The following is a 25,303-nucleotide window of genomic DNA, read 5'->3' as shown; positions in this document are numbered from 1 at the left end:
TACCATTATTTACCTTGCAGAGCTGTGACGATTTCTTCTAATCTCATCCCTCTTGATGCCTTAATGAGCACCAATGTTTTTTCGTTTACATATCGCTCTAATTCTTGAAGGAGCTCGCGTTTTTCAGAATAGGCAAAAACTCTTTCTTCGCCAAGCTTTTGGCTGGCCCCTTTGGCAATATGTCTGCCTAAGTTTCCATAGGTAAATAGAAAATCAATTTTATCGCTGCTTAAGCGTTCTCCAATTTGAAAATGATACTGCTCCTCTTCAGGCCCAAGCTCTAGCATGTCGCCAAGAACAAGGACTTTCCGCTCATAACCTTGAAGGTTTGCCACCAGCTCAATCGCTGCGAACATTGAGGTTGGACTGGCATTGTAAGCATCATTGATAATTTTTTCTCCGTGACTGCCTTCGACTAGCTCCATACGCATATTTGTCAGTTTAATCCCTTTTAGACCTTCATTTATTTTTTCAAAAGAGATTGAAAAATAACGGGCAATTAGCATCGATGCCAAGGCATTTAAAATATTATGAGTTCCTAACACGGGCAGTTCAAACCATCCATTTGCGGCATTAATGGCAAAGCGGTTTCCCTGCTCCAGTTGAATAATTTCGGTTGGATAGAAATCATTTCCATCCGTTCTGCCAAACGTTTGAACCTGGATATTTTCTTTATATTGTTGAATCCGTTCCATGAGCAGCGGCTCGTCACCATGCAGGACGGCGATGCCGCCATCTTGCAATCCTTGGAGGATTTCAAGCTTTGCTTCGGCAATTCCTTCACGGGAGCCAAGGTCCAAAAGATGTGATTCCCCAATGTTTGTAATCACGACAGCATCAGGACAGGCGAGCTTCGTCAAAAATTCAATTTCTCCTCGGCCGCTCATCCCCATTTCCAAGACAGCAATTTCCGTGTCCTCATCCAAACCTAATACGGTTAACGGCAGGCCAATATGGTTATTATAATTCCCTTCCGTTTTTTGAACTTTATATTGGGTTGATAAAATTCCCGCCGTCATATCCTTTGTGGTCGTTTTTCCGTTACTTCCCGTGATCCCGACGACTTTCACGGCTAGCTCTTTTCGGTACTTACGCGCCAATTCCTGTAAGGCTATCAGGCAGTCCTCGACAATCAAGATTGGCAAATGGACCGGCGGATTCGGAACATCACTCTGCCAAAGGGCAGCAGCCGCTCCCATACGGATAGCATCCTCCACATATTTATGTCCATCAGCATGTTCTCCTTTAAACGGAACGAACAGGTTCCCTGCTCCTATTTTACGGGAATCAATTGAAACACCAGAAATCATGGTATTAGCAAACGAGGTGATATCATTTTTAGCAGAAACCATTTCAGCAACTTGCTGTAAAGAACGTTTTATCATTGTTGATACCCTCCTTTATTTTTAAGTTCTGTTAAACTTAGTTGTTGATTTGCGCTCCAGGCACTTCGCGCACCTTAGGGCGTGCCGGGGAGCCTCCTCGGCCCCGTACTCCCGCAGGAGTCTTCGTGCCTTCCGCTCCAATCAACAGTGTTAAAAATCAACAATTCCTTTTAACACAGCCATTTTTAAATGTAAATGGACACGGCAGTTCCGCCGTGTCACCTGTTGTTTTGATTAGAACGTGTATTTAATATTTTGTTTCTCAGCATGTCTTTCTTCTGCAAGATTAACGAGTCGTTCGATTAACTGCGGATACTCGACCCCGGTGTGCTTCCACAATAACGGGAACATACTGAATGGCGTGAAACCTGGCATTGTATTTACCTCATTAATTAGAACCTTGCCTTCTTTCGTTAAAAAGAAATCGGCGCGTACAAGACCGGAACAATCCAATGCTTTAAAGGATCCGATAGCCATTTCCTTAATCTCAGCGTATTCCTCATCAGTAATATCGGCAGGAATAATTAGGGCTGTATCGCCATCCTCATACTTTGCCTTATAATCATAAAAGTCCGTTTTTGGCACAATTTCACCGGCAACCGAGACTTCCGGCTCGTCATTGCCGAGAACGCCCACCTCAATCTCACGGGCAATAACACCCTCTTCAATAATAACTTTGCGGTCAAATTGGAAGGCCTCAACGAACGCAGCCTCTAACTCAGTGCGGTTTCGACATTTACTGATGCCGACACTCGAGCCAAGATTCGCTGGCTTCACAAAGCAAGGATAGCCAAGCTCTGACTCCACCTTCGCATAAGACTCATCCTTCGCCTTCGCCCATTCACTTTTAACAAAAGCAACATAGTTTACTTGTGAGAGCCCAGCTTGCGCAAACACATTCTTCATCATCACCTTATCCATTCCAGCGGATGAAGCAAGAACCCCATTTCCGACGTACGGCAAGTTTAATAGTTCCAACAAGCCTTGCACTGTTCCATCTTCACCGTTAGGTCCATGCAGCAATGGAAAAATGACATCCAACGGTTCTCTTTCTTGTTTCTCCTCTTGGAAAAGGGACGGTGCCAAGGATAATGGCGACAATTGATTTCCTTGGGAGAATTCAAGTGCTTTGACATTTGCTGGCGGCTCACTTAACTGCGGTCCTTTAATCCACTGTCCGCTTGTGTTTATGTAAATTGGATGAATATCAAATTTTTCAAGGTCTAATGCTTTGATTACCGCTAATGCCGTCTGCAGGGATACCTGATGTTCAGCGGATTTTCCCCCATATAACAAACCTAGTTTTGTTTTCATACGAAACAAACCTCCATATTCTCATTCACGTATTATTTTAACACTTTATTAATTAATAAAGGAAATGTGTAATATCCCATTTTATATGTTTTTCTCTATTGCTTAGTTTATGAACGATACTGCTTGCTTAAAAACAAATCATCATGAAAAATAGTCCCATGGCGGGACTATATTTTTAGCTATGTTAAATTTGGCTGTTGATTTCCGCTCCAGGCGCGAGCGGTCCGGGGAGCCTCCTCGGCGATTATGCGCCTGCGGGGTCTCCCCTGCCCCGTCCTCCCGCAGGAGTCTCGCACCTTCCGCTCCAATCAACAGCGTAAAAAAATTAACAATAGGCTATCTAACTATTTTTTATACGACATTCAGCTTCCATTCCTTCGTTTTTTTGTCAAAGATGAGTTTGGCATGGAATGGCTTATTCGAAATGTCCTGATATTCCTCATACATATCATCCATATTGGCAAAATCGCCAATGACCCAGATTGGAATTTCTATCTTCGTGCGCTGATGGTCTGCATCTCTCAACGATATACAAATTCCTTCTTTTATGAAGGGGGTTAACGAAAGGAGGATTTCTTTCGCAACCGGAGGATACGTCCGTTTTTTTCTAAGACCAAGAAGGGATTTTTCCGGTTTAAGCTCCCCGAGCTTCGCCGACAGGGCGACACTTAATAAATGAAAAAAGTCCTTAAAGCTGCGGTAATAGATCTTGTTATACCAGCCGTCATCCTGCGCCAAATAAACAAAACGGTTACCCAGTTTATTATAAAAGGGTAATTTTAAATGCTGCTTATGGTGTCCTAAATATAAAAGCTCAGCCATTTCCTGCCCTGTTAGCTCATTTAGCCCATCTTCCTCAATAAAATCAATCCAGCAAAAATTTCCGTAACTATAGACATCTTCAGCTGCCAATTTGTTAATTCTATCTTCCGGACAATATTCGAGCAGTGTGTGCATATTAAAATCAGCATCATCAAAACGGTGCGCTAGTAGCAGCAAATGGTTTAATGAACCTGAAAAAGCAGCCGTAAATTCATCGAATTCAAAACCGTAGGACATTACATACTGGTCTGTTTGATTTAAATGGACATAAATGAGATCCCGTATGTCTTGATGATGCTTCTTCAAAGCCAAACTCCTCCGTTCAAACACAATATATTTATATTAACTTCCCATTCCCAATAAACTTCCAATCACTCTTTTCCATACTTCCTCATTTTATCAAATAATAGGCCAAATAGCTTATTTCAATTCTTTTACAAAAAATATTTTTGATTAACACTGTTTACATCATGGCAATTTTATTATTGGTGCCTGACACCCGAAAAAATACATATACTATGTATAAGTTATTATTGGTTTTAAAAGTGAGGTTAAACAGCATGATTAAAGATATGTCACAGGATGAGTTAAGTTTATATGTAATTAAGACGTTAAAAGATAATAAAAAAGGTGATTTTGAGGCGATTTTAGATGAGCTTCAGCCCTACGATATTGCGAAAATCTATGAGGATTTACCGGAGAAGCATAAAGGCCGCTTTCTGGTCTTTTTAAAATTTGACTTCCTTGTCGACCTCATGGAGGAGCTTGAGACGACAGAGCAGCTCGATTTGTTGAATAAGCTCGGCATTGAGAAATCCAGTAAAGTCCTTGATTTAATGGACAATGATGACTTGGCTTTATTGTTGCATGATTTGTCTCCCGAGAAAAAGGATTCCCTTTTATCGGGGATGAACAGAGCGGAGTACGAAGCTGTTAAGGATATCATGAAGTATCCTCCGGAAACTGCGGGGAGAATCATGACGAACCGTTTTATCTGGATTCGCAGCTATTATACAGTTCGGGAAGCAGTCGATAAGTTTAAAAGCTTTGCAGAGTTTGCTGAATCGATGAATTATCTATATGTCACCGATGAGGACCGAAAACTGGTCGGTGTCGTATCTTACCGGGACTTACTGTTAGCTGGGCTGGAGGAAAAAATCGAAGCCATCATGTACGAGCGGGTGATTTCTGTATCAGTAATGACCGATCAGGAAAAAGTTGCACAAACAGCCGAGCGTTATGACTTCTTAGCAGTTCCTGTAGTCGATGAGGAAAATGTCCTTGTTGGGATTGTCACCGTCGATGATATTATCGATGTTGTCATCAAAGAGGCCAATGAAGACATTGAAAAATTATCGGCAACGGGGAAATCGATTGACTTTGAAACTAAAACATTCGTAGCCGCAGCCAGAAGGCTGCCATGGCTTATTCTTCTTTTATTTATCGGTCTTATTTCAGGAAGGATCATCAGCAGTTTTGAGGATACCCTAAAGCAGGTTGTGGCACTCGCCTTTTTTATGCCGATGATTGCCGGCATGACCGGGAACACCGGTACACAATCCCTCGCAGTGGTCGTAAGAGGTCTCATCTCTTATGATATCGATAAAGGAGTGGTTGCCCGCTTGGTCATCCGTGAGCTTGGGGTGGGTATCACGATTGGGATCACCTGTGCCGTCCTGATTTCGATTATTGCTTATATTTGGCAAGGGAATCTTATTCTAGGAGCAGTGGTCGGATGCTCGCTATTTTTCACCTTGATTATCGGGACACTTGCGGGCACCATCATCCCGCTCATTTTGTATCGTTTTAAAATTGACCCGGCTGTTGCCTCAGGGCCGCTCATCACGACCTTAAATGATATTTTTTCGCTCCTCACCTATTTTGGGATCGCTACAATGTTTTTAAAGCATTTAATGTGAAAAATGAAACCTTTCATCCCCATAATCGTTATATATGTTATAGGAATGTAATATATTTCCTTAAGGGTGTGGCGAATGGAAAGATACGTAAAAAAATCAGACCGATTTGATTGGACGTTAACATTATTATTGTTTCTTTTTTTCCTGATAAGTTGTGCGGCTATCTATAGTGCACAAACCTCTGCCCAATACGATGAAAATTTTTTAATCAAACAAATTTTCTGGTATGCAGTTGGAGCAGGAATTGTCTTAGTATCCATCTTTATCGAAGACTATCAATATAAGCGGCTCTCCTGGTATTTATATGGATTGGGTCTTTTATTGCTGCTTGCTGTTTATCTGGCCCCAGAGTCCATTGCTCCCCATCGAAATGGGGCAAAAAGCTGGTTCATCATTCCAAAAATAGGCTCAATTCAGCCTTCCGAATTTGTTAAAACCTTTTTAATTTTAGCGCTTAGCCGTGTCATTACCACCCATCAAGAAAAGCATTTGGAGAAATCACTGAAAATGGATTTTCTTTTACTATGTAAATTGGTGATTACCACGGCAGTTCCGCTAGGATTAATTATGCTGCAGCCTGACCTGGGGACAGGACTCGTTATTCTCTCCATACTAACAGGGCTGATTTTAGTTTCCGGGATCACCTGGAAACTCATTTTACCGATATACAGCTTTGGCGCCTCCCTTGCAGGCCTAATTTTTTATCTCGTTTTGCAAAAGCCTGAATTTCTTGAAAAATACCTTCATGTGCAAACTTATCAGTTCAACCGGATTTATGCTTGGCTTGATCCGAATAATCATTCTACCAGTTCTAGCTACCACTTATTAAAATCATTAAGTGCCATTGGTTCTGGTCTCATTTCCGGAAAGGGTTTTAGCCAACGCGAGGTTTATATTCCTGAGGCCCATACCGATTTTATCTTTGCCGTCATCGGCGAGGAGTATGGGTTTATCGGCGGCAGTATTGTTATCGGCCTTTTCTTTATGCTTATCTACCACTTAATTAAGACTTCCTTAGAGACTACCGATCCATTTAATACATATGTCTGTACGGGAATTATTAGTGTATTAACCTTCCATGTCTTTCAAAATGTTGGCATGACGATTCAGGTACTTCCGATAACCGGGATTCCTTTGCCGTTCATCAGCTATGGCGGCAGCTCGCTGATGGGCAACATGTTTGCCATGGGTCTGGTGTACAGCATCCGCTATCACCATCGAACCTATATGTTCTCTTCTGATAAATCATTGAGTTCATAAAAGCCATAAATATTTCATTATTAGATAAACTGTTATAAAATAAATCATGTTGAAAACATATATTTACTTAAGTGAAGGTGAACTATGGCACACTATATTAACTCTATTTTGGAGTTCTTATCGCAATTAGGCTATTTCGGCATTGCCTTAGGATTGATGATAGAGATTATCCCAAGTGAGATTGTTTTAGGCTATGGGGGTTATATGATTTCTCAAGGTCATCTCGGTTTTCCTGGTGCCGTCATTGCCGGTACGATCGGCGGCACGATTGCTCAATTATTTTTATATTGGGCCGGATATTATGGAGGCAGACCGTTTTTAGAGAAATACGGAAAATATGTTCTAATTAAAAAGAGTCATATTGATATTGCTGAAAATTGGTTTAATAAATACGGTGCAGGTGTTATTTTTTCGGCACGATTTATTCCAGTCGTCCGACACGCCATCTCCATTCCAGCCGGTATTGCCAAAATGTCAGCTGCTAAATTTACTCTCTATACCGTGGCAGCAGTCCTTCCGTGGACCATCCTGTTCCTTTATTTAGGGCAAACCTTGGGCAGCAACTGGTCCCATATTAAAGAAAAAGCCCATCCATTTGTCGTGCCATTTATTATTGCCGCGCTTGTGATTGGAGCCATTTACTTTTTAATCAAAAAAACAAAGAAAACCACCGACTAAGCGCGGTGGTTTTCTTCGTTTTTAGAAAATTTCCTTTGAGCCCAGGCATCCAGCTTTTTCACATGCTGCTTACCGATCGTTAGTCCGTAAATAATGAGCAGGACAATGATCAAAGTAAATAAGTCTAATTTACCCGTCGAGATAAAGTTTATAATTCCCATTAACACTTGGGGGATTACTCCTGTTATGATCACCAAGAAAGTTGCGATCTTAAACCAGAAATCCGATTTTAATCCATATCGGGCATATAACAGAAAAAAGGTCGATGACCACGCAAGCACCTCGAGACTGACTAATATGGCCCATTTATTTTCAACTAAAAAATCCATAATGATCCCCCTCCTCATAATAAAAAGCCTAGAAGAAATATCGTTCATCGATAATTCTCCCAGGCTTTTATCCTTCCGTGTCACACTCAAAAGCGGAAGCGCCTTGGCGCTGCAGCTAGACGATTCTCAAAGTTAGTGTGCGTTTTCTCTCGGACCAGACTGACCTTAATAAGCCACGGAACCCTAGAAAACTTTTTTATATTTAATTAATAAAACCATTCTATCACAAAAAGCTCTAAGCGGCATTCCCAGTTTTTACTTTTTAAAATGAAATGGCAATGTCGATACAATAACTTTCTTTTTAAAAATCAGATACGCCCGAATTAAAAAGCTGGATTGATTGTGCAGGATATTATGCCAGCTTTTCTTCGTAATAAATTGCGGAATCAACACGGTAACCCGGTAATTGTTCTCGCTTGCTTTATGTTCGACAGTATCAATAAATTTCGAAAGTGGCTGAAGAACACTGCGGTAATGGGAATGCAAAGTGACGAGCCGGACATCAGGCTGCCATTTCTCCCATTTTTCCTCAAAGCGTTTTTCATCCTCACGGTCAAACGATACATATACCGCAAAAATTTGATCCGTTAATGATTTGGCATAATTAATCGAGTTTTCTACTACCTTGGTGATTCCTGCAACCGGAACAATAATCACATTTCCGTCGATTTGAAGTGCTGGCTTTTCTGGATCAATTCTTAATTGTTCGCCAACCGCTTCATAATGCACTTTAACTCTTAGGAATGCAATCACAATTAAAGGCAGGAAAATAAACACAAACCATACTTGGCCTAATTTTGTGACAAAGAAGATAATTAAAACCGTTAAGGTAATAAGGGCTCCTATTAAATTGGCAGTAAGCTTTGCTACCCATCCTGCCGGCTTTTCTCGAAGCCACTTAATAATCATCCCTGTTTGAGACAAGGTAAACGGAATAAATACCCCAACCGCATAAAGAGGGATTAAGTGCTCTGTCTTCCCTTTAAATGCAATGATAAGCAGTATTGAAGCGATACCTAAGGAAACAATCCCGTTCGAATAGCCAAGCCGGTCACCCCTGATGGTAAACATCCTAGGCATATATTTATCCTTCGCAAGGCTGAATGCCAATAATGGAAATGCAGAATACCCGGTATTAGCCGCCAGCACCAAAATAAGCGCGGTCGTTCCTTGGATAAAAAAGTAAAGATAATTCCGTCCGAAGGTTTCTTTAGCGATTTGTGAAACAACCGTTTCCTCTGCTTTTGGTGCAATTCCGTAGTAATAAGCGAGGAAAGTAATCCCCGAAAATAAAAGAGCAAGGAGTGACCCCATTAAAATGAGCGTTTTTGCTGCATTTTTTGGTGCCGGGTTTTTAAAATTGGGTATCGCATTTGAAATAGCCTCAACCCCCGTTAATGCCGAGCATCCTGAAGCAAACGCTCGCAGGAGCAAAAATAACGTTATTCCCTGAACAGGAGCCCCAATGGCTACATGATGTGTCGCCGATACTTGGCCAGTGAAGATCTTAAAAATCCCCACTCCTATCAAAATAAACAGAGCAACAACAAATAAATAAACCGGATAGGCCAGTATCGTAGCTGACTCTGTAAGCCCGCGGAGATTCAAAATCGTAATTAAAAAAACTAACACACAGGCAATAGATACAGTGTGTGTATGTAAAGATGGAAATGCGGAGGTAATCGCATCTGTACCAGCTGAAACACTAACGGCCACTGTCAATATGTAATCAACTAATAGAGATCCTCCTGCGATTAATCCAGCTTTCTCACCGATATTCTCCTTTGAAACAACATAGGCGCCACCGCCGTGCGGATAAGAATAAATGATTTGCCGATAAGATAAAATTAAAGCTGCTAAGAGAACCAATATCCCTACTGCAATGGGAATCGAATACCAAAAAGCAATCACACTTATCGTTGCCAATACAATAAGGATTTGTTCCGTACCGTATGCCACAGAGGATAAGGCATCCGAAGACAAGATCGCCAACGCCTTTAAAATATTTAATTTTTGTTCGCCTAAAGCCGTTGATTTTAGCGGCCGTCCGATTAATAATCTCTTAACAGAAGAGAGCAAGTGTTTCACCCACCGTTTTTGAAGTAGAATTACCGATTGATTTTATCACATGATATGGGATTATTTGAAGTGTTTTATTTTTGACAAAGGCTCTTATCGTTATTCTTTACGAAACTCCCTCGATTATGAGGCATAAACAACATGGAGACGAGAGATTCTCGATGCACTCCTGTTCTATCCAAAATAGCTGCTTATTTCGTGGGGTTGACTTCAGCGTCTAGGAGCATTTTTTGAATCGGTGTATGACTTCCGGCATACCCAACCAAATTTCCACTTTTCCCTATCACACGGTGGCAAGGAATAATAATGGGTATTTGATTATTCCGATTTGCCTGGCCGACCGCTCTGACTGCTTTTGGATTGCCAATCATTTCAGCCACATCCGCATAGCTTCTCACTTCACCGTAAGGAATTGTTTGAAGGGCACTCCAAACCTTCTTCCGAAAATCGGTTCCTTCTGCTGAAAGCGGCAAATCAAACTCTTTTCGCTTGCCGCTGAAGTATTCATCTAATTGACGAATGGCTTCTCCGCAAAGCTCCATATCTTCTTGAACGTCTGGATGTTCTGCTAAAAACTTTTCCCAATCTTCTTCAAATAGCTCAACTCGTTTTATACCTGTTTCATCTGCAATGACTCTTATTTTTCCAAAGGGGGCCTGATAAGCGGCAAACCCAATTCTCATAAAAACCTCTCCTAATCTTGAAACAATTTATCCTTGCTGGGCAAGACTTTGACGCTCTTTATAAATAAAATAGAAATAAAGCAGCATCGAAATAAAAACCGATAGCGCCGCGGCTTTGTAAATACTGCTGTATCCAAGCAGGTGCCCGATTTGTCCGAATACAATCGCCCCGAAACCGATGCCTAAGTCAAAAAAAGAAAAGAAGGTGGCATTGGCCATTCCACGGCGATTAAGAGGCGTTTTTTCAATCGACCATGCCTGCAGGGCTGGCTGCACAGTTCCAAAGCCAAGGCCATACAGAATGGCTGCTATATATAAGACAAGGCTATTTGGCAGCCAGGCGAGCAGGACCATAGCCAGCATGATTAATAATGTGCCCGGTATATAGACTGCTTGATGACCTTTCCGATCATACAGCTGTCCTGAAAAGGTTCGCGTGACCATTAAGGCAGCTGCATAAAGCAAGAAGTACCATTGTAGTCCTTCAATATGTTTGTCAGCTGTGTATAACGGAAGAAAAGTAGCAATCCCGCCAAATGTTACAGTTAGAAAGAACATTAGCATAGAAGGCTTTAAAGCACTTTTTTCATAAAGACTCTGCCTTGCTGGTTCCTGGACTCGTTCCACCTTTTTATAGCGGATTTTTGAGGACAGCAGCAAAGCCACCAAACCTAAACCCGCGCAAATAAGAAATAATTGCTTAAAAGAGATGATGCTAGTCAGGGCAAGCCCCAGCGATGGACCAAAAGCCAAGGCTAAATTCCCCGAAAGTCCATAATAGCCCATTCCCTCGCCCCTTCTGGCAGCAGGAATTAAATCGGTCGCGATGGTTCCGGATGCTGTAGTGGAAAATCCCCAGCCCACTCCTTGTACTACCCGCATCATAAATAAGAAGGGAATGCTCGCCATGAACCCAAAGGAGCCCACTGAAATAACAAAAATGGCTAATCCACTTAAGAATATAAAACCTCTTCCCCGTGTCTCCAGCGTTTTTCCTGCATAGGGGCGCAGCAGCAAGGCTGAGAAGGTAAAGATGCCTACAACAATCCCAATTAATTGATCGTTCCCACCTAATTCCTCAACGAATAAGGGAATAGTCGGAAGGGTCATTTGAAATCCAATAAAAACAAAAAAATTCGCCAATACAATCAGAACAAAATCTCTTGTCCATATCCTTTCCTTTGGTCTTTCTTTCATCTGTTGTTTAGCCATACACTTAAAGTACCTCCTCTCTTGAAAATGAAAAATCGTTTCTACCAATTTGGGCAGAAACGAACTTTCATTTATTATTTGTTATTTTGCTTGAGCTGATTCAATCACGCGTTTCATCGCTTGAATTTGCCCTAAATGAGCCGCCTCGTGGAAGATTCCAAAATGTGCGACTTCCCCGAAGGTTTCTAACCCGAGAAAAGGTGTTTTCAGCTTTTCATTAAAACTCTCAGCAGGAATTTCTTTCACTCTTTGGATTTGCGCTTTTAACTGTACTGATAATTCTTTTACGGATGGAACATCACCATTCCAATCAGCCGGTTTTGTGCCAGTTGCAAACAGTTCCATATAATTTGCCGGTAAGTTGGTTGATTTTTTTGGAAAGCCAAATAAGAATTGTTCCGCCACCGTTAACACATGGCCCACATGCCAGTGGATTGTGTTGTTAAAGCCTGCCGGCTGAACATCCACAATGGACTCATCAAAAGCATCAACATTTTTTAAAAAATAGTTCCTTGCGAATTCAAAGCTTTTAAAAAGTAATTCACTCACCTATTTAGCCCCCCTAACGTTTTCATCACTATTTTATACCATAATCAACCAATTTTGAAGTAAAATGAATTTACATTTCCTCAGGGGCTTGAAGGCCTAATAATCTCAAGCATTCTTTAAGGACAACTGTTACCGAATAAACAAGTGCTAAACGTGCTTCTTGCTCTTCACTTTCTTCTAGCACCTTTACCTCCGCATAGTATTTGTTGAAGGCTTGTGCCAGATCTACCACATATTTCGCCACCTGCGAAGGATCGAAGTTCTCACTTGCACGTTTAATGGCATTAGAGAATTCCATTAACAGGCTGATAACCTTCCATTCTTTTTCCCATGAAGTATTGTAGGCATGGTCAATGGCAATCGCCTCCCACTTTCCTTTTCGTAAGATCGAACAGGCACGGGCATAGGTGTACTGGACGTATGGTCCTGTTTCCCCTTCAAAGCGCAGCATTTCCTCCAACGAAAATTCAATATCGTTCATACGGTTATTTTTTAAATCATGGAAAATAACGGCCCCTACGCCCACCTGTTTCGCTACTTCATCCTTGTTAGAAAGGTTTGGATTTTTCTCCTCGATATTATGTCGGGCCATTGCAATCGATTCATTTAACACTTCTTCTAGTAAAACAACCTTGCCTTTACGGGTGGACATTTTCTTGCCGTCCTTCAGCATCATGCCAAACGGAACATGGACCATTTTTTCCGCCCAGTCATAGCCCATCTTCTTTAACACAGAGATTAACTGTTTAAAGTGAAGACTTTGCTCATGTCCCACCACGTAAAAGGATTTGGCAAATTGATAATTCTCTTTACGGTAGATGGCGGCAGCTAAATCACGGGTCGCATAAAGCGTGGCGCCGTCAGATTTTTTAATCAGGCAAGGCGGCAGCTCTTCTTCTAAGAGTTCAACGACCTGTGCCTGGTCGGATTCCACCAGTAATTGCTTCTCCTCAAGCAATTGGACAACCCGGTCCATTTTATCATTATAAAAAGCTTCTCCTGCGTAGGAATCAAACTCAACGTTCATTAACTGATAAATTTTTGAAAACTCTTTTAATGACTCATCGCGGAACCATTGCCATAGTGTTAATGCTTCTTCATTGCCATCTTCTAGCTTTTTAAACCAGGCGCGTCCGTCGTCTTCAAGCGATGGGTTGGATTCAGCTTCCTCATGGAACTTGATATAAAGCGCCAAAAGTTCTTTGATTGGGTTTTGTTTGACCTTCTTTTCGTCTCCCCATAGCTTATAGGCAGTAATCAATTTGCCAAACTGCGTTCCCCAGTCACCGAGATGGTTAATTTTAATCGGCTTATAGCCGCATTTTTCTACAATGTGAGCGAGGGCATTCCCTATAACCGTGGAACGGAGATGACCCATTGAAAATGGCTTGGCGATATTAGGAGACGACATGTCGATCGTGACATTACCTCCTTCGCCAATGTTTTGTGCACCGAATTGGTCTCTTTCGTTAATGATTTTATTGACGACTTTTTCTGAAACAAGTTTTTTGTTTAAAAATAAATTCAGATAAGCACCGACCACTTCTACTTTTTCAAAGATCGGTGATTGGATCTTTTCACTGAGTTCTTGTGCGATCACATTTGGTGATTTACGTTTTAATTTTGCGAGGCTAAAAGCTGGAAAAGCCAAATCGCCATGCACTTGGTTTTTCGGTTTCTCAATCAGCAGTTCAAGGTCTTGGAGCGCTATTGCCCCCTCCAGCACCTCAAAAAGTATTTCAGCCAGTTCCTTCTTAAAATTCATCTTTTTGACCTCCTTTTTTCTACAAATACAAAAAACTCCCGCCTCTTATAAAAAGAGACGAGAGTTTGAATATCCCGCGGTACCACTCTAATTGTTCGTTCAGAACCAGCTTATCTTTTGTAACGGAGAATTCTCCGGCGTGCCCTACACAGTTTCAGGCAAGCATCTCAAAAGTGCGCTTCATTATCTGCTCCGTATCAGGCTCCCACCGCCCCTGACTCGCTATCACTTCCTAGATAACTACTCTCTTTTTCATAGAATTTATCCAAAATTAATTATCAGTTATTATACTGGATAAATTAGGATTTATCCATAGGCCGCTGATTATTTTTTTCACTATGGAAATCATAAGGGATAAGGAGGGATTTTTATGGCCAGAAGAAATAAAATTCTTGTTCCAGAAGCAAGAAGAGGATTAGATGAGTTAAAAGCGAAGGTCGCACATGCCAGCAGTCCTGAAAATGCAAAATTTGAAGCCGCAGAAGAGGTTGGCGTCCCGCTTCAAAAAGGCTATAACGGCCAGCTCACCTCTGAGCAGGCTGGAAAAGTCGGCGGAAGGCTCGGCGGCAGCATGGTTCGAGAACTTGTGAAAATGGCACAACAGAATTTAGCAAAAAAATAGGCTAAGTTAAAGAACATTTCTAATTTTGCACTCTGTTGATTGGAGCGTAAGGCACGAGACTCCTGCGGGAAGACGGGGCAGGGGAGACCCCGCAGGCGCTAAAGCGCCGAGGAGGCTCCCCGGACCGCCCGCGGAAAGCGAGTGCCTGAAGCGGAAATCAACAGACAGTTTAAAAGAGCAAAAAATAAGAAAATACTAGGCCATTATCACTGGCCTCGTTTTATTGCAATAGAGAGTTTCGAAAAAGTTTGACGATTTTGTGACAAAAAGTTTGACAATTCTGTGACAATTGGTAGAATATTCAGTAAAGGGGAGTGGATCGTGATGCAAATCAAACATTTAAAAAGCTTATTTACCTTCAAAAAGATTGCCATCTTTGGCAGCGGATTAGGAATTATTCTTATATTGCTCGGACAATTTGGAAGCGGTTTCAACTCGTTTTTCTTTACTGCGCTTGGATTTGGCATCCTATTAGGCGCAGTGGTGAATTACCTTTTCGGTACGTTTATAAGTTTAATGGAAGAATATACGATTAAAAGTAAAGAAGAACCACAATTTGCGGTGTCCTCACGGAATTTTTATAATTAAAAAAAAGACTTGTGTGCTTGCACAAGTCTTTTTTTTGTGGCCTTCCCTATTTAGTTATTTTTTCAAAATTCACGATAGTCCTTTTAATAAAAAAACCTTCATCACATCGGCGATTTGTTCTGAGCTTAACGGTTCATGGTTCCTTTCCCAGTCTGAAACAAGCGCGATATACATTTTTAAAAGTAGAAAGCTTGTGATTTCGGTGTCAGCTGCCGGAATCGCTCCCTTCGTTATCGCAGCATCAATTTTCCCTTTGAGATAAGCGATTATTTCCTTTTCGACATGCTGGAGCTTTTCCGAAACAGCTAAGGTGCCCATTTCCTTCTCTTCTTGAACAAGCTTAATCATCAGCTGGTGCTGGGAGCGAAATTCTAAGAGTCGATAGAGGGCCAGGTGGACATTTTCCGTAAACGGCACATCCGGTTGAATTACAAGCTCCGCCTCCGCAATCATCTCCTTCACTAATGAAGAAATAATCTCTTCAAACAACTCTTCTTTATTTTTAAAAAACGTATAAATGGTTCCCTTCCCAACATTCGCGAGCTTTGCGACTTGGTCCATGGTCGTGGCTTTATAACCGAACAACGAAAAAGATTTCGTTGCTGCTTCGACAATCATTTTTCTCCGATCAAGTGCCATTTTCGAACCTCCACCTTTTTGACTATTTTAGTTTTCCGGTCAACAATATAATTTCACTATATCATAGCTCGTTTTGGGATTCAAATGGAAACAAAAAAACATGCCCCCTTCGCCATGTTTACAAGACTTACAAGTTTGTAAGTAAGTGTAATCTTAATCCATGGCTGCAGGACTTCGGCACTTTATACAATAAATGCATCAAGAAAAAAGGAGGATTGTTATGTCATTTTCCAAAATAAATATTGACGTCTTTCGATCGACCAATGATTTGGGCTCACAATTTTCTGCCTTAAACCCTGTGGTGATTTTTGTGGCAGAATATATGTTGTATTTTTTATGTTTAACCATTGTCCTATTTTGGTTTTCAAGAACGACCAAAAATCGAAGGATGGTAATCCAATCACTTATTGCCTGTACACTTGCTGAAATCATGGGAAAAGCTGCGGGCCAGTTTTATTCGCATCACCAGCCCTTTGCTGTACTGCCACATGTCAATAAGTTAGTGGAACATACTGTTGATAATTCATTCCCCAGTGACCATACCATCTTATTTTTTTCCATTTTTATCTCATTTTGGATTGTTCGCAAAAAAGGCTGGTTGTTATGGCTTGTCATCCCATTCTGTGTTGGTGTATCCCGTATCTGGGTTGGCGTTCATTACCCTGTCGATGTGGCTGCTGGCGCCCTTTTAGGAATAATATCTGCACTTTTGGTACACCGGGTCATGCCAAGGCTTTACATCATAGACCGATTTTTAGTGTTTTATGAGGATATCGAAAAGCGCTTTTTACCTATTAAGGATAAGTCCAAAAGTCTTTAAACCCACGGTTATGGTTTTGCCTGTGGGTTTTTCCTTTCCCCTTGAAATTACGATCCGGTTGAACGATAGTGTCTTACACCAATTTGCCAGACGAGCAAGCATGGAAGAAAAAACAAGCTGCCTAGCACTGGTGTGAATATATACAGAAGGCCATCGCCGTTATTTTTTCCAAGAATATAGAGTAACGGCAAATAGTTGACGGTTCCAAAAGGAATCACAAAGGTAAAAAAGCGTGTCACCCATTTTTGGTAGATGTTTAATGGGTATTGGGCCATTTCCCGGCCGCCATCGGTAAATATATTCGCCACTTCAAGGCTCTGTACGGTCCAAAAACACATGGTAGCTGCCAGCATATAGATTCCGGTAAAAATAAAAACACCGCTTGCGACCATTAGCACAAGGGTAATAGCTTTAATTGGGGTCCAATCAATTGAAAGATTGCTCAAGGCCCAGATTAACACAAGGGAACTTTGAAGCAGCCGCCCTGCTTTCGTAAACTCAAATTTTGATCCGAGCACTTGGATAAACGTACTTCTCGGCCTTACTAGAATCCGGTCAAAATCCCCTCTGACAACAAAGCTCGAAAACATATCATACCCTCGGGCAAAGCACTCACTCAAACTGAAGGACATATGAATGACAGCGAAGCAAAGCGCCACCTCAAAAAACTGCCAGCCTTTTATTTGCCCAAACCGTTCAAATAAGAGGTAAAGCCCCGCAAACACGGCAAAAGGAATAAAAAACTGGCCGAGCGTGAGCAGCCAAAAGGATGTGCGGTATTGCATTTGTGATTTAAAGAGAATTTGAAGGTACTTGAAATATAATTTCATATTGGTCACCCTCCTTGGACAACGACTTTTCGTAAAACACGATTCATGGAGACTCTCCCCAGCCAAACAAGGACTAGCAAATACACCAGTTGAATGACGATGCCGATGAGGGCTTCTTTTTGCGGAATATGCCCCGAGTAAACTCTAAACGGAAAATCTGCCGTCCAGCGAAATGGAAGCACAATAGCTATATTCTGCAGCCACGATGGCATTAACGGAACTGGAATAATTAAACCAGCAAAAAATTCACCAAGGATACCAAAGATCAACAGCGACCCCATAGGGGACATGGTTACAAAAACGGATATGTACAAGAACATAGAGATGGCTACTAAAAGCAGTAACCCTAGCATTAGGGCGCTTAGGAATAATAGAAAAGTAGTTAAACTCGGTGGAAATGTCATGTTGTAGGGCTTGGGCAAAAAGAAAGAAACGATTAAGATTGGGAAACAACGCAGTATGGCGCTTGATAATCGCTGCGCCAACAGTTTGGCAAACCAAAAGCCATATAGCTCACATGGCCGGCAAAGCTCGTAAGCGATATTGCCGCTTGTGATTAAATCAAACAGCTCACCATCGCGAAACCATACTGTAACGAAAACCAGAAATGCCTGCTGCAGCCATATGTAAGTGATTAGTTCTTTTAAGGAAATCGGCTGAGTAGCAGCGGCGTTTTCGTAAAATGCTTGAAATACCATAATGGAAATGAAGCCCCAGAAAAATTGGGTGGCCACACCGGCGAGTGCAGCCGCTCGGTACTGCATGCCATTAAGGAGACGAAGCTTCAACACGGATAGATATACGTTCATATTTGATACTCCTTATAAAGCTGCACGATGATATCTTCAATAGGCTGTGTTTCGATTGTGACATCTAGAAGGTCCACTTGGGTGGTTAATTGGGTAATTATATCCGATGTCTTAAAGTGGGCTGTGTCTACACTTAATACAGCGCGCTCCTGTGACCATGAAAGGACTGATGCTCCAGGTATTTGAATCGGATTTGCCCTTTGTTTATATTCCGCTGTGATAGTTTTTTGGGTGCCAAACCTCTTTCTTAATTCTTCTAATTGGCCGTCGTACAAAAGGGTCCCTTTTCCGATTAGAATTACCCTTTCTGCAAGCGCCTCAATGTCATTCATATCGTGGGTGGTGAGGATCACGGTTACTCCTTTTTCTTGATTAATTGTTTTTATGAATTGGCGGACGGCAATTTTCGAAACAGCATCCAGCCCTATGGTCGGTTCGTCTAAAAATAGGATGTTTGGATTGTGAATGAGGGAAGCCGCAATTTCACAGCGCATCCGCTGCCCAAGGCTTAATTGACGGACGGGTGAATGAATGATTTCTTGCAGTTCAAGCGTTTCGATCAGCAGGTCTGTGGTAGTTTTATATTCTTGCTGCGGAACTTTATAAATATCTTTAAGGAGTTCAAAAGAGTCTATTACCGGGACGTCCCACCACAGCTGTGATCGCTGACCGAAGACGACGCCAATATTTTTTACATACTTGGTTCTATCCTTCCAAGGAGTGTACCCCATTATCGTGCAGGTCCCGGTGTCAGGCACCAATATCCCGCTCATGATTTTGATGGTTGTTGATTTGCCTGCCCCATTTGGACCGATATAGCCGACGATTTCACCTGGGTTTATGGTGAATGAGACGTCTTTAAGTGCCTCGACAACGGTGTGTTCCCGATGGAAAAGGGCTTTTGCCGCCTGCCTGAGTCCCGTTTGGCGCTTAGCGATTTTATAAGACTTGCTTATGCCTTTTAAATGGATCAACTTTGGTTTCGCCCCCTTGTATTTTTGTCACGGAGGAAAATAATAACATTTGACTCTTGCTCGTGTCAAGAATTTTCTAAATCGTTATAAAACATTCATATTTTTGGACAATCTGTGCTGTTACCTTTTTATAAAATGTTTGTGAAAGGATGTGGCATATGATTAAAAAACCTCTTACGAAACCTGCTGAATTAATTATTCTTGGGATTTTAAACACGAGAATGGACTTACCTATGGATGCTAAGCAAAAATATTTAAGCCTTAAAAAAGGCTATGAAGGCGAGGTGAAATTCAATTCATTGTCGGAAAAGCTTAAGTGCGAATGTTTGATTTTAAACGGGCTGCTGCTTAAGGTCAACGATACCAAGTTCCAAATTGATTCAATGATTATTGCACAGCCAAAGATTTTCATGAACGAAGTGAAAAATTTTGAGGGTGAATATTACTATGAAAACGAAAAGTTTTATTCTCTTAATGGCTCTGAACGAAAGGATCCACTGATCCAGCTGAAACGATGTTCATCCCTACTCCGCCAACTACTCCAAGATTTTGGTGTTTATATGCCGATTGAGCCATGGGTGGTGCATATCAATCCCGAGTTTACCTTATACCAAGCCCCTCGACACGAGTCCATTATTTTACCAACAAAGGTTAATAGCTATATGAGAAAATTGGATATGACGCCATCAAAATTGAATGGCAAACATGAGAAGCTAGCTGACAAATTAATTTCTCTACATATTGAAGAACCCCCATATCCAAGGCTGCCACCTTATCATTATAATCAGATGCGAAAGGGTGTTACTTGTGAATTGTGCAATTCCTTTTCGATTATTGTTCGTGGTCAGAAGTGTGTGTGTGGTGATTGTGGTCACGAAGAGATGGTTGAAGCTGCGGTATTGAGGTGTGTGGAGGAGTTGAGGCTTCTTTTTCCGGGGATGAAAATTACGACTAATTTGGTTTATGATTGGTGTGCAGTGGTGAATTCTAAAAAGAGGATAAATAGGATTTTAGATAAGAACTTTAAAATTGTAGGAGTCCATCAATGGTCTTTTTTTGAGTAAAAAATGAATGAAGGACAAATTACATGATTTCTTACTGAGATTTGTCCTTCGTCCGCTTCATGAAAGACATTTTCCTCTGTTTCTTACTGGGCTTTGTCCTTCATCCCCTTCATGAAAGACATTTTCCTCTGTTTCTTACTGGGTTTTGTCCTTCATCCCCTTCATGAAAGACATTTTCCTCTGTTTCTTACTGGGTTTTGTCCTTCATCCCCTTCATGAAAGACATTTTCCTCTGTTTCTTACTGGGTTTTGTCCTTCATCCCCTTCATGAAAGACATTTTCCTCTGTTTCTTACTGGGTTTTGTCCTTCATCCCCTTCATGAAAGACATTTCTCTCGTTTTCTCACTCGATTTTATCCTTCATCCCCAACCGGACAAACCACATGAAATCACACCTATAAATTTTGATTAAATGAATACAAAAACACCGTTCAGGAAATCTGAACGGTGTTTTTGCTAAACCAAGGTTTTCTTTAAATTTCGTAAATAACGGAAACGAATTAAGAAGAAATAAATGAATTGCGCGATTAAGAAACTTGCTAGGACAACGACAATTTCCCTTGCAATCGATAAGGAAAAAAGGCTTTGCAGGGCCATGAAGGCAAAGACACTATGCATGAATGCTATTAAAATAGGAACAAAGAAAAGCAGTGAGAGCTGACGAGTTACAATTTTGTTCAGCTCCTGATCCGTTAAGCCAACCTTCGTAATCGTTAAATAATGGCGTCTGTCGTAATCCAAATCCGCATACAAGCGGAAATATAGGAAACTTCCTGCCGCAATAAAGAAGACAGCCCCAATCAGTAACGCAACGAATAGCATCATCTTATACATACTCATTTGATTTTCATAAATAGTCCCGCTGACTGTCATCGAGTAAGGGACTTTATCAGAATAAAACTTCATGCCATGCTCGACGAGATTATCACCAATGCCGGATGTTTTATCAAGGTCATTAGTGTAAAAGCCAGTATATATTTTAGTCTTTTCCGGAGTTACTTTTTCAAAAAGTTCATCACTAATAACAAGACCCTCAGAAAAAATTAACTGCATCGGAAGAACAACATATTTGGACATCTTGCTTTGACGAAGCTTAATATGATCTTGTTTTAATGTATACGTCACTTCTTCCGGGTTACTAAAGGATCCCGTCCGCATTCCTAGCACTTCTTTTCCTGCAAGCGGCTTTTCCGTAACAACACTTCCAGCCGAAGTCATTATTTTCTTATAATCAGAGAAGGAAACAACTGGTATTTCCTTTGGTGTAAATCGATCGGTTGACAATGCAACCGCAATATATTTTATCGGAACTTGATGGGATGTATATTCTAGCTTTCTTTCCTTTAGCTCCGTCTCAATTTGCACTAAATTCTGCTGGTGAACGGGTTGGTCATCATTAGCTAGATAACTGATTTCTGCCGGATAGTCCTGTTTCACTTGCCTATTCATCACATTCATAGAAGCAAGTGTCCCAACGGCACAAAAAGCTACGGTCGACACGATGGTCACCATAAAAAACATCCTGGCATTATCTTTCAAGCGATACCGAAGAGAGGAAATCGTGATCATATTTGTTTTTCTCCAAAACAGTCCGCGGTTTTTCTGTAGTAATTTTGTAATGAACACGGATAGCTGGGTGTAAAAGAAATACGTTCCGACAATGGTCATTCCAATTACCGGAAACATCCGGATAATTAATGTCTGCAGTGTAGTAGTGGCAGCCAAATAATAACTGGCAATAAGCAATACGGCTGAGAGCAATGATAGGAACGGTGATACCTTTGGCTCTGTTTTAGGCTTCTCTCCCGCTTGGAATAAATCGATTAATTTGTTTACTCTCACAAGTACCGTTGTGAATAACGAAATACAGAAAAAGAGAATAATAAAGGCACAGGTTGTCAGCATCAATGCTTTTTCAGAAAAATAGAATCGCAGCGGACCGATGCCAATCATCTTCGCCCCAATCATTAAAAATAGTTTTCCAGTGATTAACCCCAGACCAATTCCAACCACAATGGCACCAATACCAATCAGCATATTTTCTAAAAACACCATAAGATTCAATTGGTTCCTTGTCATCCCATGCATCATGAGAATACCGAATTCCCGTTTCCGTGATTTGAGAAACGTGCTGACAGAATAGAGAACAAAGAGGAAGGAAAAAACATACATAATCACTTCCGCAGCTGTCATTAATTGAATGGCCGCAGTTTTCGTCACTCCCTGTTTAATATCCGGATGGAAGATGAAAAGCGCGTATACAAAGAAAATCAATACGGAAAAGGCACTGCTTAAAAAATAAGCGGCATAGGTGCGTTTATTACGGACGACATTTCTATAAACGAACTGCGGAAAGGTCACGGCTTTCCCCTCCTAACAATGCAAGCATATCCATAATTTTTTGGAAAAAGGCTTGGCGGTTCTCACCGCGGTAGATTTCGTTATAGAGCTTTCCGTCCTTAATAAAAATGACGCGGTGACAATAACTGGCAGCAAACGGATCGTGCGTTACCATTAAAGCTGTTGCTTTTTCCTCTTTATTAATAGCTGTAAATGTCTCCATGACATCCTTAGAGGCTTTGGAATCTAGATTCCCCGTGGGTTCATCGGCCAAAATGAGGGATGGGCTGTGAATGATGGAGCGCGCAATTGCGGTTCGCTGCATTTGCCCTCCGGAGATTTCATAGGTTCTCTTTTTTAAAATGGAATCAATCCCTAGTTTTTTCGTCACATATTGCAGTTTTTTATCCATCTCTCTTACGCTTACGCCATCAAGGGTTAGAGGCAGGACAATGTTTTCCTCCACCGTTAATGTATCCAGCAGGTTAAAATGCTGAAAAACAAAACCAAGCTCATGTCTTCTGAATAGCGCGGTTTCTTTTCGATTCAGCACATGCGGATTTTTCCGGTTGATAAATATTTCACCCGCTGTCGGCCGGTCAATCGTTGCAATTAAGTTTAAGAGAGTCGTTTTCCCGCTCCCTGAAGGACCCATAATCCCAACAAATTCCCCTTTTTCAATCGAAAAATTGATATTATCTAAAGCCTTATGGGCAACTTTCCCCTCATATATCTTTTCTAAATGTCTCACTTCCAAGATGGACATGATCTCACTCCCTGTTTCATTGATAACCCTATTGTAGCGAGAAACCCGCCCCTCTCCCATTTCCCTAACTTACAGTTACCTTACACATTAGTAAGAAAACAACAACTGTCTACCACAGGGAGACAAATGTCCACAAATGGTGCCTGACACCTATATTATGATACGCACTATTGTCCCTTTTTTTACGGTGGATTCTATTTCGATGCGATGGCCTAGTTTTTCGCATATTTGTTTAACGAGGTAGAGGCCCATTCCCGTTGATTCTTGGAAGTTGCGGCCATTTTGGCCTGTGAAATAGGGGTCAAAGATACGTGGTAAATCACTTGACGGGATCCCCACTCCCTCATCCCGAACTTCTAGAACTACATCCATTCCACGGCGATACCCATGGAAATAAATTTTCCGTCCCTCTTCGACTGTATAACGAACCGCATTTGTTATCAGTTGTGTCAACACAAAGGAAAGCCATTTCTCGTCAGTAGCCACGCTTAAGCTCTCTTCAAATTGAAAGGATGGGAAGACCCGGCTTCGGATAAATAATCGTTTTTGGCTTGAGGTGACCGTTCGGACAACCGTTTGCAAATCAAGGGTCTCAACATAAAAATCCCTTTCGAATGTATCAAGGCGGGCAGTATAAAGAACCATCTCGAGCCCTTTTTTTAGACGATCGAGTTCATCGCCAATTGCTGTAAAGCGTGGGTCATCCTCATCCTGAATCATTAAATGGATAACGGACAATGGTGTCTTCATTTGATGAACCCATTGATTAATAAACTGGATATGACCTTCGAGTTTGTACTTATAACTATGTAAATCTGTTTTATAATGGAGGAATTGGCTTTTTAGAAGCTGCTGTAAGCCTTCAGCCAGGGGCGATGGCTGCAGATTAACCGTAAAGTCCTCCATTGATGTGAGCGGTTTTTCCAACCGCTGATAAAAGGAGCGATTCGTCATGTAGCGAATGAAGAGATACCCTGCCAATAGGCAGCCACTAAGGAAAGCAGCATATAAACTTATCTTCAAATTTCGATACCCATCCAGCCAATAAATGAACGATATGGTCAATAATTGAAGAAGATAAAAAATAATCAGAAGAATTTGCTCGCGGAAAAAAAGCCTCATTATCTATCCTCCCAGTTCGGAAGAAGCCGATATCCCTGGCCGCGAATCGTTTGAAGTGCTTCCGTAATCTCTAGAGAAGTCAACTTTTTCCTCACCCGCGTAATATATACATTTAAAGTATTATCATCAACAAATGCCTGGTCGTCCCAGATTTTTTCTAACAGCCGGTCACGGCTGACCACCCGCTCTGCCCTTTTCATCAATTCATCCAAAATTTTTGCCTCCGTATGGCTTAGCTCAATTTCTTGTCCGCCTAAAGTAAGTCTCATTCGTTCAACATCAAGCGTCAGCCCTGCAACAGTGGTGGTCCGTCCATTTTGTGAACTAGCATAGGTACCATATGCCCGTCTGAGCTGGCTATTAATTTTGGCGGTGACGATTTCATAGTCAAAAGGCTTCGTGATATAATCATCCGCCCCATTTTCAAGAGCCATCACTTGGTCCATTTTTCCTTCACGAGCCGATATAAACAGAATCGGGCACGTGGAGATACTGCGGATTTGCCGGCACCAATAGTAGCCATCAAACTTTGGCAGGTTGACATCCAATAAAACGAGATGTGGATCATATTGTTCAAATTGGGTACGGACACCTGCAAAATCATCGACAGATTTTGTTTCATACCCAAATTTATGTAAGTGCTCTTTCAACAAGCTGACCAGTTGTTTGTCATCTTCAATTATAAAAATCTTAAACATCCTCATTCTCCTTTTGCCTATCATACTCATGATTGT

At 41.4% G+C, this 25,303-nt stretch carries 24 protein-coding genes, 1 riboswitch and 1 other annotated feature; of the genes, 7 read left to right on the top strand and 17 right to left on the bottom strand.

Annotated elements, in window-relative coordinates; genetic code table 11:
- Positions 1 to 5 precede the first annotated feature (5 nt).
- The 3 genes from AC59HZ_RS29545 to AC59HZ_RS29535 form a co-directional block, all read right to left on the bottom strand.
- A complete protein-coding gene (locus AC59HZ_RS29545) occupies positions 6 to 1,385 on the bottom strand; it encodes a UDP-N-acetylmuramoyl-tripeptide--D-alanyl-D-alanine ligase (RefSeq protein WP_496549305.1) in 1,380 nt (459 codons plus the stop codon).
- A gap of 234 nt (positions 1,386 to 1,619) precedes the next feature.
- The gene (locus AC59HZ_RS29540) at positions 1,620 to 2,699 is read right to left on the bottom strand and encodes a D-alanine--D-alanine ligase (protein ID WP_496549304.1); all 1,080 of its coding nucleotides are present in this window, start codon (positions 2,697 to 2,699) and stop codon (positions 1,620 to 1,622) included.
- 351 nt (positions 2,700 to 3,050) lie between these two features.
- The gene (locus AC59HZ_RS29535) at positions 3,051 to 3,827 is read right to left on the bottom strand and encodes a hypothetical protein (protein WP_496549303.1); all 777 of its coding nucleotides are present in this window, start codon (positions 3,825 to 3,827) and stop codon (positions 3,051 to 3,053) included.
- A gap of 254 nt (positions 3,828 to 4,081) precedes the next feature.
- Between AC59HZ_RS29535 and mgtE the strand changes: the two genes are divergently transcribed.
- From mgtE to uptA, 3 genes are all read left to right on the top strand, one after another.
- The gene (mgtE, locus tag AC59HZ_RS29530; RefSeq protein WP_496549302.1) at positions 4,082 to 5,440 is read left to right on the top strand and encodes a magnesium transporter; all 1,359 of its coding nucleotides are present in this window, start codon (positions 4,082 to 4,084) and stop codon (positions 5,438 to 5,440) included.
- Between the two features lie 75 nt (positions 5,441 to 5,515).
- Positions 5,516 to 6,700, top strand: coding sequence for an FtsW/RodA/SpoVE family cell cycle protein (locus AC59HZ_RS29525; protein ID WP_496549301.1), 1,185 nt, complete (start codon positions 5,516 to 5,518; stop codon positions 6,698 to 6,700).
- 84 nt (positions 6,701 to 6,784) lie between these two features.
- Positions 6,785 to 7,378, top strand: coding sequence for an undecaprenyl phosphate transporter UptA (uptA, locus tag AC59HZ_RS29520; protein WP_223596312.1), 594 nt, complete (start codon positions 6,785 to 6,787; stop codon positions 7,376 to 7,378).
- On the opposite strand, the gene AC59HZ_RS29515 is transcribed toward uptA, so the two are convergent.
- From AC59HZ_RS29515 to argS, 6 genes are all read right to left on the bottom strand, one after another.
- Complete coding sequence (locus AC59HZ_RS29515; protein WP_496549300.1) at positions 7,375 to 7,707, bottom strand: hypothetical protein; 333 nt, start codon at positions 7,705 to 7,707, stop codon at positions 7,375 to 7,377. The genes uptA and AC59HZ_RS29515 overlap by 4 nt on opposite strands.
- A 54-nt stretch (positions 7,708 to 7,761) precedes the next feature.
- Positions 7,762 to 7,905: riboswitch (guanidine-I (ykkC/yxkD leader) on the bottom strand.
- Between the two features lie 57 nt (positions 7,906 to 7,962).
- The gene (locus AC59HZ_RS29510; protein ID WP_496549314.1) at positions 7,963 to 9,786 is read right to left on the bottom strand and encodes an APC family permease; all 1,824 of its coding nucleotides are present in this window, start codon (positions 9,784 to 9,786) and stop codon (positions 7,963 to 7,965) included.
- Between the two features lie 191 nt (positions 9,787 to 9,977).
- Positions 9,978 to 10,469, bottom strand: a complete 492-nt coding sequence (locus AC59HZ_RS29505; RefSeq protein WP_496549299.1) for a methylated-DNA--[protein]-cysteine S-methyltransferase — start codon at positions 10,467 to 10,469, stop codon at positions 9,978 to 9,980.
- Positions 10,470 to 10,496: 27 nt separating this feature from the next.
- Entirely contained in the window at positions 10,497 to 11,681 is a 1,185-nt protein-coding gene (locus AC59HZ_RS29500; protein ID WP_496549298.1) for an MFS transporter, read from the bottom strand.
- Positions 11,682 to 11,762: 81 nt separating this feature from the next.
- On the bottom strand, positions 11,763 to 12,230 hold the full coding sequence (locus AC59HZ_RS29495; RefSeq protein ID WP_496549297.1) for a DinB family protein: 468 nt from the start codon (positions 12,228 to 12,230) through the stop codon (positions 11,763 to 11,765).
- A gap of 70 nt (positions 12,231 to 12,300) precedes the next feature.
- On the bottom strand, positions 12,301 to 13,995 hold the full coding sequence (gene argS / locus AC59HZ_RS29490) for an arginine--tRNA ligase (RefSeq protein WP_496549296.1): 1,695 nt from the start codon (positions 13,993 to 13,995) through the stop codon (positions 12,301 to 12,303).
- 50 nt (positions 13,996 to 14,045) lie between these two features.
- Positions 14,046 to 14,260 (bottom strand) — a binding site (T-box leader).
- A 105-nt stretch (positions 14,261 to 14,365) separates the two neighbouring features.
- On the opposite strand from argS, the gene AC59HZ_RS29485 reads away from it, so the two are divergent.
- A complete protein-coding gene (locus tag AC59HZ_RS29485) occupies positions 14,366 to 14,617 on the top strand; it encodes an alpha/beta-type small acid-soluble spore protein (protein WP_430063602.1) in 252 nt (83 codons plus the stop codon).
- 321 nt (positions 14,618 to 14,938) lie between these two features.
- Positions 14,939 to 15,205 (top strand): hypothetical protein, encoded by a 267-nt coding sequence (locus tag AC59HZ_RS29480; protein ID WP_496549295.1) that lies wholly within the window; start codon positions 14,939 to 14,941, stop codon positions 15,203 to 15,205.
- Between the two features lie 69 nt (positions 15,206 to 15,274).
- On the opposite strand, the gene AC59HZ_RS29475 is transcribed toward AC59HZ_RS29480, so the two are convergent.
- Positions 15,275 to 15,844 (bottom strand): TetR/AcrR family transcriptional regulator, encoded by a 570-nt coding sequence (locus AC59HZ_RS29475; RefSeq protein WP_496549294.1) that lies wholly within the window; start codon positions 15,842 to 15,844, stop codon positions 15,275 to 15,277.
- Between the two features lie 220 nt (positions 15,845 to 16,064).
- Here AC59HZ_RS29475 and AC59HZ_RS29470 point away from each other — a divergent pair, with 220 nt between their 5' ends.
- Complete coding sequence (locus AC59HZ_RS29470; RefSeq protein WP_496549293.1) at positions 16,065 to 16,664, top strand: undecaprenyl-diphosphatase; 600 nt, start codon at positions 16,065 to 16,067, stop codon at positions 16,662 to 16,664.
- Positions 16,665 to 16,711: 47 nt separating this feature from the next.
- Here the strand turns inward: AC59HZ_RS29470 and AC59HZ_RS29465 are convergent, their stop codons facing one another.
- Genes AC59HZ_RS29465 through AC59HZ_RS29455 form a run of 3 tightly spaced genes read right to left on the bottom strand, consistent with a single transcriptional unit; the run spans position 16,712 to position 19,277 of the window.
- Positions 16,712 to 17,494, bottom strand: a complete 783-nt coding sequence (locus AC59HZ_RS29465; RefSeq protein WP_496549292.1) for an ABC transporter permease — start codon at positions 17,492 to 17,494, stop codon at positions 16,712 to 16,714.
- Between the two features lie 5 nt (positions 17,495 to 17,499).
- On the bottom strand, positions 17,500 to 18,303 hold the full coding sequence (locus tag AC59HZ_RS29460; RefSeq protein WP_496549291.1) for an ABC transporter permease: 804 nt from the start codon (positions 18,301 to 18,303) through the stop codon (positions 17,500 to 17,502).
- Positions 18,300 to 19,277: an ABC transporter ATP-binding protein gene (locus AC59HZ_RS29455; RefSeq protein WP_496549290.1), complete on the bottom strand. Its 978-nt coding sequence runs from the start codon at positions 19,275 to 19,277 to the stop codon at positions 18,300 to 18,302. Before AC59HZ_RS29455 ends, AC59HZ_RS29460 begins: the two co-directional genes overlap by 4 nt.
- Positions 19,278 to 19,435: 158 nt before the next feature.
- On the opposite strand from AC59HZ_RS29455, the gene AC59HZ_RS29450 reads away from it, so the two are divergent.
- Positions 19,436 to 20,341, top strand: a complete 906-nt coding sequence (locus AC59HZ_RS29450; RefSeq protein WP_496549289.1) for a nuclease-related domain-containing protein — start codon at positions 19,436 to 19,438, stop codon at positions 20,339 to 20,341.
- A gap of 456 nt (positions 20,342 to 20,797) precedes the next feature.
- On the opposite strand, the gene AC59HZ_RS29445 is transcribed toward AC59HZ_RS29450, so the two are convergent.
- The 4 genes from AC59HZ_RS29445 to AC59HZ_RS29430 form a co-directional block, all read right to left on the bottom strand.
- Positions 20,798 to 22,702 (bottom strand): FtsX-like permease family protein, encoded by a 1,905-nt coding sequence (locus tag AC59HZ_RS29445; RefSeq protein ID WP_496549288.1) that lies wholly within the window; start codon positions 22,700 to 22,702, stop codon positions 20,798 to 20,800.
- A complete protein-coding gene (locus AC59HZ_RS29440; protein ID WP_496549287.1) occupies positions 22,677 to 23,447 on the bottom strand; it encodes an ABC transporter ATP-binding protein in 771 nt (256 codons plus the stop codon). The genes AC59HZ_RS29445 and AC59HZ_RS29440 overlap by 26 nt, the downstream gene beginning before the upstream one ends.
- A gap of 150 nt (positions 23,448 to 23,597) precedes the next feature.
- Complete coding sequence (locus AC59HZ_RS29435; protein ID WP_496549286.1) at positions 23,598 to 24,569, bottom strand: ATP-binding protein; 972 nt, start codon at positions 24,567 to 24,569, stop codon at positions 23,598 to 23,600.
- Positions 24,569 to 25,267 carry a response regulator transcription factor gene (locus AC59HZ_RS29430; RefSeq protein WP_496549285.1) on the bottom strand — a complete coding sequence of 233 codons (699 nt, stop codon included), beginning with the start codon at positions 25,265 to 25,267 and terminating at the stop codon, positions 24,569 to 24,571. The genes AC59HZ_RS29435 and AC59HZ_RS29430 overlap by 1 nt, the downstream gene beginning before the upstream one ends.
- Positions 25,268 to 25,303: the final 36 nt, after the last annotated feature.

Source organism: Neobacillus sp. DZ-9 (assembly GCF_059587065.1).
This window is presented reverse-complemented; position numbering and strand designations above follow the sequence as displayed.